The organism is Christiangramia sp., assembly GCF_029937855.1.
Taxonomy (GTDB): domain Bacteria; phylum Bacteroidota; class Bacteroidia; order Flavobacteriales; family Flavobacteriaceae; genus Christiangramia.
This window is the reverse complement of sequence record NZ_JAPYPC010000037.1, coordinates 23,443-33,301: the sequence shown is the minus strand read 5'-3', so window position 1 is coordinate 33,301 and position 9,859 is coordinate 23,443. Positions and strand designations below refer to the sequence as shown.

The window sequence follows — 9,859 nt, the reverse complement described above, 5'->3', positions numbered from 1 at the left end:
GCTCCTCCTCTTGGGCTCGAACCAAGGACCCTCTGATTAACAGTCAGATGCTCTAACCAACTGAGCTAAGGAGGAATGTTTTGCTTTGAAAGCGGTTGCAAATATAAATCAAATTTTAAATGCTGTCAAAAGATTTTTTCGATTTTTTTCTAAGAATTTTTGAATGATCCGCAATCTTCCAAATAGTCAATATTTTAGCGAATTTTTCGCTTTGGATTTTTCTTATAAGCAATAAAGTTTTCCAGCACCAGCATATCCATTTCTGTCTTTAGAAAACATTCAATGGCATCCCTGGGAGAACAAACTATGGGCTCATCCTTAACATTAAAACTTGTATTAATTACAATGCCATCTCCGGTTCGTTTCTTTAACTGTTGCAATAATTTCCAGTAGCGCAAATTCGATCTTTCGGAAACCGTCTGAATTCTTGCCGTGTAATCTATATGAGTAACCGCAGGAATATTCGACCTAATTTCATCCAGTCTTTCCATAAAACTTTTTGCTCCCATGGAAGTTTCCTTTTTATCGATATTTTTCACTTCTCTTACCAATAACATATAGGGTGAAGCTGTATCAAGATGAAAATACTCTGATACATTTTCCTGCAAAACACTTGGTGCGAAAGGCCGGAAACTTTCCCTGAATTTGATCTTTTGATTAATCTTTCGCTGCATTTCAGAATTTCTGGCATCTCCAAGGATACTACGGTTCCCTAAAGCGCGAGGCCCAAATTCCATTCTTCCCTGAAACCAGCCCACAATTAAACCTTTCTCAATTGCATTAGCGGTTTCGTTAAGTAGAGAAATTTCTTCAAGATATTCAAAATCAAGCTCCCTGTATTGGCTAATCATCGATGCAATATGCTCATTACTGTAGCCTGGCCCCAGATAAGATCCCTGCATAGCCTCTCCTGTGATCTTCTCCCTTCCTTTATCTAATAAGATATGCCAGGTTGCCAAAGCAGCTCCAAGGGCTCCACCAGAATCTCCGGCAGCAGGCTGAATCCAGATATGATTTAATCCTTCCAATTCCAAAATTTTACCATTCACAACACCATTCAGCGCAACACCGCCTGCTAAAACAAGCTTTTTGGAACCCGTAAGTTTTAGAGCTGTTTTTGAAAGCTTCAATACAATCTTTTCAAGTACCTTTTGTGCTGCAAACGCCAGATTTGCATGAATCTGTTTTAATTCTCCTTCTTTTTCACGCCTGGATAAATTAAATAGCTCCTTCCATTTCCCGTCATTTGTCATGGTTAAATGTGTCGCAAACCGGAAATATTCCATATTCAAAAGAAAAGAACCATCTTCCCTTATATCTACTATATTTTTCAGAATTTTTGTTGTAAAATCTTTGGTTTGTTCGGCTTCAGCGTCCCCATAAGCTGCCAAACCCATCACTTTATATTCCCCGCTATTAACTTTAAAACCCAGGTAATAAGTAATAGCAGAGTAGAAAAGCCCCAAAGAATGTGGGAAATGCTGCTCTTTTAAGATTGAAATTTTATTTCCGTCACCATAACCTATAGTCATATTTGCCCATTCCCCTACTCCATCTATAGTTAAAATAGCGGATTCCTGAAAAGGAGAAGGATAAAATGCACTTGCGGCATGCGAAAGATGATGTTCAGGAAAAAACAATTTTGATTGGGGAAAGCCAAGCTTTTTTAATTCCGAATTTATCATCCGTCTGAAGAATATCTTTTCTTTCATCCAAACGGGCATAGCTTTCAAAAAACTTTTCAACCCTGAAGGAGCAAAGGCATGATAGGTTTCCAGCAGCCTTTCGAATTTCAATAAAGGCTTTTCGTAGAAAGTAATATGAGTGACTTCATGGGGATGAATACTGGCTTCCTGTAATACATATTCTATGGCATTTGAAGGAAATGAAGCATCATTCTTAACCCGACTAAAACGCTCCTCCTGCGCGGCTGCGATAATTTTTCCGTCAATAACCAGTGCCGCAGCGCTATCATGAAAAAAAGCAGAGATACCCAAGATCACTTCAGCCATATCAAAAAGGATTTTTTAGGTCTGAAGCGCTAAACGTGTGTTTTCGATCCTGCATTACCGAACCGGAAGACCTCTTAAAATCTTTCAGCCGTAGAGAATCTTTTCCTAGCACTCTTCTGAATAGGCCCACCGGGGTTACCAGAAGATAAAATAATAGTCCAAGTAAAATATAAGAAGTTATAAAACTCAAAATTTTTGCCAGTCCGAACCATAGAAATGCCAACGGTTTAAATAATACGGGCATTATCAATCCGATGAATAAAATACCCGCGCCAATTAATGGAAACATCCATTCCTGAACATACCAACCCAAAACCACAAATCCTAAAGCCAGCAAAATACCGGTTTCCATATATTGTCGTCTGGTTAAATGCAGCATATATATTTAAAAAAGGGAATAAATAAAGGGTGCAAGCGCTGAGCCTGCTGTTAGAACTATTAGAAAACTTATCAATAAAAGCATTGCAAGGATAGGGATCATCCAATATTTCTTCCTGGTCCTCAAAAAATGCCAAAACTCCTTTAAAGTTTCCATCATCTTAAATTACAATTTTTTAAGCAAATTTTTCGCTTCTATATGCCCGGGATTGATTTCCAAAAATTCTTCAAGCAGTTTTCTGGATTTTTTATTCTGGCCCACCTGATAATAAACTTCAGCTAACTTCAGTTCTTTATTAGGAACTGAATCATTTAATAAAAAAGTTAGATCAGATTTTAATTTTTTGCTCATAAAGTCCCGGGGGTCATTTTTCTGAATATATTCCAGATAAGAAATGGCTTCTTTAAACTGCTGGTTCGTAATGAGATTCACTACAATTTTTCTGGCTGTGCCCACCGATCTCTCCAGGTTAAAAGCTTTTTTATAAAAAGAAACTGCTTTCTCACTTTTCTCCATTTCCAGGGCAAGATCTCCCGCTTTTATAAAAAATTGAGCTTCTTCAGGATATTCCAGGCTTATCGCTTCTGCAATTTTTAAGGCAGATTCCATATCTTTTGTCTCATAATAATGACGGTACAATGACTCCATAGCCTGCTCCCAACTTATTTTTCTTAAGGCAAGTTCTCTGGCGATCTTTTCCGGAACACCAAGCTTTCCAGGCTTGCGATTTGGTTTTTCATAATACGGCCAGCCCTGTTTGAGCATCATCACCTCGTAGGCCCCCTGAAGTGAATCGAGCTGGGTAATTGGCATTTTCTGTCTTAATTCCTTTAATGTCCAGGTTTTATTCCAATTCAGGTCTAACACATTATCCCTTTCCAAAGCCTTGTAAAAGCTATAAGCGATCAGGGAATATCCCTGCAAATTTGGATGCACATGCTCTACCAGCAATTCATTTCCTATACTTAAATGCGGTGATTGCTTTGTGAATGCAGCTTCTGTATCCACCAAATAGACATGCTCATATTTTTCAAAAGACTTTATAATATTGTTAATTTTAGAAGGAGCTCTAAAACGCAACATATCCAGCTCTTTCGCTTTTATAAAATTTTCTTTTGCTTTTTCATATTCAGTATTCGCATAGGCTATTTTTCCCTGCTGAAAATAATTTTCTGCTGAATTTTTAGTAGAAGTGCTATCGCTAATAAAAGGCTTGATGTCTTTCTCGTTGCTAGCAATGGTACTTAGAAAAACAGGTATGTTTTGATCATTAAGATCTTTCAAAAGCCTTTCAAAATTATATTGGAATTGATGAATTCCATCCTGATAAGTTTCAGAATCCAGGGGTATAGATTGTTCCGCCACCATTTTTTTCATCAGCGTTTCTTCCTGCTGTTTTTCCGCTTTAAACAAAGTCTGAAATTTTCCTATAGCATTTGAAATTAATTGAACCAGACGAAACTCTCTAATTTGTAAAGCTAAATTTACCACAGACGGATAGCCTCCCAAAGAATTCACCGCTCCAACACCTAAGGCTCCGTAATATTCATTATGCCCGGCATAGATCAATACGGCATCTGGCTCATATTTGGGTAATTCTTCTGCAAAATCCCTAAGCGTGTAGGAATTAATGGCCGTTAAAGACAAATTGATAATTTCAATATGCTCTTCGGGAAAATTCTCATTCATCGCGTACTGAAGCCAACGGTGGAATGAACCGTTTTTGAGGTAAGGATACCCTATCCCTGTAGATGCACCAAGTACAAAAATTCGTTTTGTATCCTCCTCCTTTTGAACTTTAAAGATCTCCCGGTAACCGGAGGTAGCATTATCGGTTCCGAAGAAATATTTATTAGAAACATTGGGATTCATATAAATATAACCTGGCTTATTTTCAGCCTCCACAAACAATGGAAAGTCTGATCCATAGTTTGTGAATCTTAAAATCACTTCCAGTAACACAATAAATAACAATGCCAGGACTACTGCTGAGATTTTAAATATCAGCAGTTTTTTTCTGTCAATATTTCCAGAGGATGCCCCTTTGGTATTTCCTGATAGTTTTTCTTGCATGCTCATGTCTAAGAACCCGATCTAAATATCGATGCTTTTTTAAAGCAAGCCAAAGACTTTGGTCTGAAATATTTTCTTAAAAAGAAAAAGCAGCGCGACAGCACTGCTTTTCTAAATATAATTAATCGAGCCTTAATCGAACAAAGCGCGATAAATATCATTTCCATTGGCATATAGAACTAAAGCTATAAGGATAAAGAATCCAACCATTTGGGCAATTTCCATGAATTTATCGTTCGGTTTTCTTCCTGTGACCATTTCATATAATAAGAACATCACATGGCCACCATCCAAGGCTGGGATTGGCAGAATGTTCATAAAGGCAAGGATGATTGAAAGCAAGGCCGTAGTATTCCAGAAACCAAACCAGTTCCAGCTATCAGGGAAAAGTCCTCCAATGGCGCCAAATCCACCTAATTGAGAAGCTCCTTTTTTGGTGAAAACATATTTAAACTGATAGACATAATCCCTCAAAGTCCAGTAACCATAGTCAAAGCCTTTATTTATGCTTTCGAGTAAACCGTACTTTTTTCTATTAATATCAAAATTGAAGGTTTTAATAAAACCTAATTTACCTTCTTCATCCGGAGTGATCGTGGTGCTTTTAATTTCACCATTTCGTTCAAAAACCAGGTCCAGCTCCTTATTCTTATTTTCCAGGGTTACAGGAGCAATCTCGTGCCAGTATCCAATTTCTGTATGGTTGATAGAAATTATTTTATCTCCCTTTTCGAGTCCAGCTTTTTCAGCTGCCAATCCCGTTTGAATAGAATCAAGTACAGGCGCCTGTATAGGCACGAAAGGCTGCATAATACCCTGTTCGAACATCCTGGTTCCAATTTCTTCGGGAACGCTAATAGTTTCTTCCGAACCATTTTGATGTAGCACGGTAATATTGTTAACATCTCTCATAAAAAGATGTTTGTTGATATTCAGACTATTTTCAAATTCCTTTCCGTTTACTTCCAGAATCCTGTCCCCGTCCTGGAATCCAAATTCTTCAAAAGAATCTACCACTGCAAAACCTTCCGGCATATCATCTGGGCCTACATAAGCAGAACCCCAAACGAACATGATCATCATATAAATTAAGAATCCCAGGACAAGATTTACGGTAACTCCCCCCAGCATGATAATGAGGCGTTGCCATGCCGGCTTACTTCTAAATTCCCATTCTTTGGGAGCTTCAGCCATCTGCTCCTTGTCCATGCTCTCATCTATCATTCCTGATATTTTCACATAACCGCCCAGTGGTAGCCATCCTATCCCGTAAACGGTATCACCAATTTTTTTCTTAAAAAGGGCGAATTTTACATCAAAGAAAAGGAAAAACTTCTCTACCCTGGTCTTAAAGAGTTTTGCCGGAACAAAATGACCTAATTCGTGAAGAACGATCAGTAAAGAAAGGCTTAATATTAATTGTATGGCTTTTACTATAAATGGATCCATCAGCTAACTTCAAATTTAAAATCGCACAAAAGTAAGTTTTTAAAAGCTCCTACAAAAGTTTAAGTTTCAGGTGATTTCTTTCCGCTGAAAATTTCAGCACTAGGATTCGCCTATTTCATGCGCAGGCTATAACTTTGCAAAAATTTTAAAGGCATGCTCAAGTTTTTTGCACGTTACAAAACCTTTGCCATTGTTTTCTTTATTCTTTCGGTAATTATCGTTTTTTGTATCTATACATTGCTGAAGCCTGAAGAACGTCTGCCCGTATATCAGCCAGATATGGTAAATGCTGAACTTGTAGATTCCAGCATGCAGTATATTAGAAAGTATCATAAAATAGCCGATTTCAAGCTTGTAAATCAGAACGGCGATACGATTACCGAAAAATTCTATAAAGACAAAATCTATATTGCCGATTTCTTTTTTACTACCTGTCTTACTATTTGCCCTATCATGACCGATCATATGGTAGAGATTCAGGAGAAAATTAAAAATGATGACGAGGTGTATTTACTCTCCCACACCGTTTTTCCAGTTTCAGACAGTGTCCCAGTTTTAAAAAAATATGCTGAAGAAAAAGGAGTGATCGATGAAAAATGGAATCTTGTCACCGGCGACAAAAAAGAAATTTATGACCTGGCCCGAAAGTCTTATTTGGCTACAAAATCTACCGGTGACGGTGGCCCTTACGATATGATACATACCGAAAATTTCGTTCTGGTAGATAAACACAGGCAAATTCGGGGGTTTTATGACGGAACCGATCCCGAAGCCATAGAAAGCCTCATGCAGGACCTCAAGATCCTCAAAGCCGAGGATCGCCAATAATTTATCCCTTTAACTTTTGTATTGGTCTAAATTCCCTTACTTTTGCCTTGTTTAAAATCAATCTAAATAAAAAGTGAAGGTAACGGTAGCTAATTTAAAAAGAGGTCAGCGTGGAATTATCAAGGAATTCTCTGCAGATATGGTACCTCTAAAGCTTCTTGAAATGGGTTGCCTTCCCGGAAACGAAGTAGAGCTCGTTCAAACCGCCCCATTCCATGATCCTATGTACCTTAATATAAATGGGAGTCATCTGGCAATAAGGAAGGAAACAGCACTGCTAATAGAAATTGAATTAATAGGCTAATATGGGTAAGCAAATTAATGTTGCTTTAATTGGAAACCCCAATACCGGTAAGACTTCTGTATTTAATCAATTAACAGGCCTTAACCAAAAGGTTGGTAACTATCCTGGGATTACCGTTGAAAAAAAAGAAGGAATTTGTAAGCTTCCCCGGGGCTTAAAAGCGCATATCCTAGACCTTCCCGGAACTTATAGCCTGAATGCTTCTTCTGTTGACGAGAATGTAGTAATTGAACTACTCCTGAATAAAAATGACAAAGATTTCCCTGATGTTGCTGTGGTAGTAAGCGATGTGGAAAATCTTAAAAGAAACCTACTATTATTTACCCAGATTAAAGATCTTGGTATTCCAACTATCTTGGCAATAAATATGGCCGACAGGATGGATAGAAAGGGAATTAGCCTTGATACAGAACTGCTGGAGGAACGGCTTAAAACAAAAATCGCCCTGGTTAGCGCCCGTAAACGCATGGGGATTGATCACCTAAAAGAACTTATTTTAAACTATCGCCATCTTCCGGTAGATCCTTGCGTAAATGCCTCCATCATAGATCCAGAGTATTTTGGAAATCTGAGAAAAGCATTCCCAAATCAGTCTTTATACAAATTATGGCTGGTTATCACTCAGGATGTCAACTTTGGGAATATTAATCGCGGTGAATTAAAGAATAACTCAGATTTTAATACAAAATCGGTCAGTGACCTTAAAAGACTTCAGCAAAAGGAAACGATTTTACGTTACCAGTTTATCAATGGGGTTTTACGTGAAACCATGGTGGTTGATAAAAATGCCGCTACCGACCTTAGATCAAGATTAGACAGGACTTTAACGCACAAAGTTTGGGGCTATGTTATTTTCTTCGGAATCTTATTATTGATCTTCCAGGCAATCTATAGCTGGTCCAGCTATCCAATGGATATGATCGATACGGCTTTTGCCGCGCTAAGCGAATGGACGAAAAACACCTTTCCTAATGGAGCCTTTACCAGTTTGATAGCCGAGGGAATTGTTCCTGGCCTGGGCGGGATCGTGATCTTTATTCCACAAATTGCCTTTCTCTTTCTCTTCATCTCTATTCTGGAAGAATCCGGATATATGAGTAGGGTGGTTTTTTTAATGGACAGGATCATGCGCCGTTTTGGCTTAAGCGGGAAAAGTGTAGTTCCGCTGGTTTCCGGTACAGCCTGTGCGATTCCGGCAGTTATGGCCACTAGAAATATTGAACATTGGAAAGAGCGTTTAATCACCATTCTGGTAGTTCCTTTTACTACCTGTTCAGCAAGATTACCGGTATATCTCATCATTATTGCTCTGGTAATCCCAGATGAAACCTATTTAGGCCTGAATCTACAGGGGATTACTCTTATGATCCTGTATCTATTAGGTTTTGGAATGGCTATTTTTTCAGCATGGATCCTTAACAAGATCATGAAAACACAGGCGAAGAGCTATTTTGTAATTGAAATGCCCAATTACAAACTACCCATGATCAAAAACGTACTGATCAATGTAGTTGAAAAAACAAAATCCTTTGTTTTTGGAGCCGGTAAAATAATCCTGGCAATTTCTGTGATCTTATGGGTTCTGGCGAGTTATGGCCCAGGAGATAATTTTGAGAATGCTGAAGAAATCGTTACTTCTAAATATGATTCTGAAAGTTCTATAACCCAAAGCGAATTAGACGAGGAGATCGCTTCTTTTAAATTAAAAAATTCCTATATCGGGATTATGGGAAGAGGAATTGAGCCGGCAGTTGCTCCATTAGGCTATGACTGGAAAATAGGAATTGCCATTATTAGTTCATTTGCTGCGAGGGAAGTATTTGTAGGTACGCTGGCAACGATATACAGCGTTGGAAGTGACGAAGAAGAAACGATAAAAAATAGAATGGCTGCGGAAACGAACCCGGTATTGGGGGGTCCCCTGTTTACTTTTGCCAGCGGGGTAAGTCTATTATTATTCTATGCATTTGCCCTGCAATGTATGAGTACGCTTGCTATCGTTAAACGGGAAACCAACACCTGGAAATGGCCATTATTGCAATTAATTATAATGAGTGGCTTTGCTTATGTAGTTGCACTTATAGCATTTCAACTTTTAAAATAGTAAGGAATAGAATTAAAAACGACGTAGATTATATGGAACTTTTACAGGAAATATTGGTCTTTATAACTTTTCTAATCGCTGTAGGCTATATTATTACCAAATTCGTCTGGAAGCCGGCATTTTTAGGAGGCAAAAAGAAATCTGGCTCTTGCGGGGTTTCAGACTGCGGTTGTGGCGATTAATCTGTTTTTACTTTTTCTGAAATAATTAAATCAAGTCTATATTCTTCTGAAGATATCTTTCTACCTGCCGTGGGATATGGTGATACAACCAAAGCTTTGATCGCCAGATTTTCTTCATCAAAAAATTCTGATATTGAAATGTTAGATTTGAGAGGTATTTTCTTTTCAACTATTTTTCCATCTATATAAATATCTTCCAGCAAAATATTGGAACCAGTAATTTGCTTTGCACCCTGTAATTTTCCATTTTGGTAGAACTCCATCAGTACTATAACCTCACCGGCCCAAATACAGGTTATGGCATCTCCTTTTGGACATCTGGAATCTGAAATTAATTTCTTGAATTTAATTGATTTTTCACCTAACCGCAGGCTGTCTCCTATACAAAACTGAACATTCCAGGTATTATTTTCTGTAGTTTCAGATTCCTGACCCCGCATCAAAACTGCGAGAAACAGAGCTAGAAAAAGCAAGTTTATTTTCATAAAAGTCTTTATAATAAAGACGAATTAAAAATCCATACGTTGC

Annotated in this window: 10 protein-coding genes and 1 tRNA gene; 4 read left to right on the top strand and 7 right to left on the bottom strand. The window is 38.0% G+C overall.

Translation table 11 applies throughout. From position 1 onward, the window contains the following. Position 1: 1 nt before the first annotated feature. The 6 genes from Q1K34_RS15900 to rseP form a co-directional block, all read right to left on the bottom strand. Positions 2 to 75 (bottom strand) — tRNA-Asn (locus tag Q1K34_RS15900). A 119-nt stretch (positions 76 to 194) separates the two neighbouring features. Then, the gene (locus Q1K34_RS15895) at positions 195 to 2,012 is read right to left on the bottom strand and encodes a carbamoyltransferase (RefSeq protein ID WP_300441080.1); all 1,818 of its coding nucleotides are present in this window, start codon (positions 2,010 to 2,012) and stop codon (positions 195 to 197) included. Between the two features lies 1 nt (position 2,013). Further along, the gene (locus Q1K34_RS15890; RefSeq protein WP_300441077.1) at positions 2,014 to 2,391 is read right to left on the bottom strand and encodes an SxtJ family membrane protein; all 378 of its coding nucleotides are present in this window, start codon (positions 2,389 to 2,391) and stop codon (positions 2,014 to 2,016) included. Between the two features lie 6 nt (positions 2,392 to 2,397). Next, positions 2,398 to 2,547 carry a DUF5989 family protein gene (locus tag Q1K34_RS15885; RefSeq protein WP_300441083.1) on the bottom strand — a complete coding sequence of 50 codons (150 nt, stop codon included), beginning with the start codon at positions 2,545 to 2,547 and terminating at the stop codon, positions 2,398 to 2,400. A 9-nt stretch (positions 2,548 to 2,556) separates the two neighbouring features. Beyond that, positions 2,557 to 4,464, bottom strand: coding sequence for a hypothetical protein (locus Q1K34_RS15880; protein ID WP_300441074.1), 1,908 nt, complete (start codon positions 4,462 to 4,464; stop codon positions 2,557 to 2,559). Between the two features lie 132 nt (positions 4,465 to 4,596). Next, positions 4,597 to 5,913 (bottom strand): RIP metalloprotease RseP, encoded by a 1,317-nt coding sequence (rseP, locus tag Q1K34_RS15875; RefSeq protein WP_300441071.1) that lies wholly within the window; start codon positions 5,911 to 5,913, stop codon positions 4,597 to 4,599. Positions 5,914 to 6,066: 153 nt separating this feature from the next. Here rseP and Q1K34_RS15870 point away from each other — a divergent pair, with 153 nt between their 5' ends. From Q1K34_RS15870 to Q1K34_RS15855, 4 genes are all read left to right on the top strand, one after another. Further along, positions 6,067 to 6,741 (top strand): SCO family protein, encoded by a 675-nt coding sequence (locus Q1K34_RS15870; RefSeq protein WP_300441066.1) that lies wholly within the window; start codon positions 6,067 to 6,069, stop codon positions 6,739 to 6,741. Positions 6,742 to 6,814: 73 nt separating this feature from the next. Continuing rightward, positions 6,815 to 7,045, top strand: coding sequence for a FeoA family protein (locus Q1K34_RS15865; RefSeq protein ID WP_011711045.1), 231 nt, complete (start codon positions 6,815 to 6,817; stop codon positions 7,043 to 7,045). A 1-nt stretch (position 7,046) separates the two neighbouring features. Further along, complete coding sequence (gene feoB / locus Q1K34_RS15860; protein WP_300441061.1) at positions 7,047 to 9,149, top strand: ferrous iron transport protein B; 2,103 nt, start codon at positions 7,047 to 7,049, stop codon at positions 9,147 to 9,149. 32 nt (positions 9,150 to 9,181) lie between these two features. Then, positions 9,182 to 9,331, top strand: a complete 150-nt coding sequence (locus tag Q1K34_RS15855) for a FeoB-associated Cys-rich membrane protein (RefSeq protein WP_300441059.1) — start codon at positions 9,182 to 9,184, stop codon at positions 9,329 to 9,331. On the opposite strand, the gene Q1K34_RS15850 is transcribed toward Q1K34_RS15855, so the two are convergent. Further along, on the bottom strand, positions 9,328 to 9,816 hold the full coding sequence (locus Q1K34_RS15850) for a hypothetical protein (protein WP_300441057.1): 489 nt from the start codon (positions 9,814 to 9,816) through the stop codon (positions 9,328 to 9,330). The two genes, Q1K34_RS15855 and Q1K34_RS15850, sit on opposite strands and share 4 nt — an antisense overlap. Between the last annotated feature and the right edge of the window lie 43 nt (positions 9,817 to 9,859).

Bases quoted from the DNA above. Each gene is read 5' to 3' on its own strand.
- Q1K34_RS15870 (WP_300441066.1), top strand. From the start codon at position 6,067: ATGCTCAAGTTTTTTGCACGTTACAAAACCTTTGCCATTGTTTTCTTT.
- feoB (WP_300441061.1), top strand. From the start codon at position 7,047: ATGGGTAAGCAAATTAATGTTGCTTTAATTGGAAACCCCAATACCGGT.
- Q1K34_RS15895 (WP_300441080.1), bottom strand. From the start codon at position 2,012: ATGGCTGAAGTGATCTTGGGTATCTCTGCTTTTTTTCATGATAGCGCT.
- rseP (WP_300441071.1), bottom strand. From the start codon at position 5,913: ATGGATCCATTTATAGTAAAAGCCATACAATTAATATTAAGCCTTTCT.
- Q1K34_RS15855 (WP_300441059.1), top strand. From the start codon at position 9,182: ATGGAACTTTTACAGGAAATATTGGTCTTTATAACTTTTCTAATCGCT.
- Q1K34_RS15880 (WP_300441074.1), bottom strand. From the start codon at position 4,464: ATGCAAGAAAAACTATCAGGAAATACCAAAGGGGCATCCTCTGGAAAT.
- Q1K34_RS15890 (WP_300441077.1), bottom strand. From the start codon at position 2,391: ATGCTGCATTTAACCAGACGACAATATATGGAAACCGGTATTTTGCTG.
- Q1K34_RS15850 (WP_300441057.1), bottom strand. From the start codon at position 9,816: ATGAAAATAAACTTGCTTTTTCTAGCTCTGTTTCTCGCAGTTTTGATG.
- Q1K34_RS15885 (WP_300441083.1), bottom strand. From the start codon at position 2,547: ATGGAAACTTTAAAGGAGTTTTGGCATTTTTTGAGGACCAGGAAGAAA.